The 472-nt window shown below is 35.4% G+C and carries 1 protein-coding gene; it reads left to right on the top strand.

Going from position 1 to position 472, the window contains the following annotated elements:
- A partial coding sequence (locus EVJ21_RS15225; RefSeq protein ID WP_131490799.1) for an AAA domain-containing protein occupies positions 1 to 472 on the top strand: 472 nt, incomplete at both ends.

Below are 472 nucleotides of genomic sequence, written 5' to 3'. Positions count from 1 at the left end.
GCTCTAAACTGTAGTGATATTTACCTTATACAAGGTCCTCCGGGTACCGGGAAAACAACAGTTATTAGCGAAATTATTCAATACCTAGTAAATGATAATAAAAAAATTCTATTGTCGTCCCAAACTAATTTAGCAGTCGATAATGTTTTACAGCGTATTGGTCAAAAAGAAAATGTGCGCGCTATTCGTATCGGTCCGAAAGAAAAATTTGAGCTTGATAGTATTCAATATTCACTCGAACATCGAGTAGAAGATTTACAGAATAAAATGACAACCACATTGAAGGAACGTCCGAATCATTTCAGGCTCGTAAAGGAAATGATGAAGAACAGTACAACTTTGTTAGAGGCTCATCGTTATGTGCAAATAGAGATCAAACCAATGATCAATATTAAGAAAAATCTTATCACTTATGATGAGATGCTGGCGCAGACAATTAATGAGGAAAACCACTTACGAAACAAACTAGACG

Source organism: Exiguobacterium sp. SH0S2, assembly GCF_004337185.1.
GTDB classification, from domain to species: Bacteria; Bacillota; Bacilli; order Exiguobacteriales; family Exiguobacteriaceae; genus Exiguobacterium; species Exiguobacterium aurantiacum_A.
Note: the sequence above shows the minus strand (reverse complement) of the source record. Positions and strands in the feature narration are given on the sequence as shown.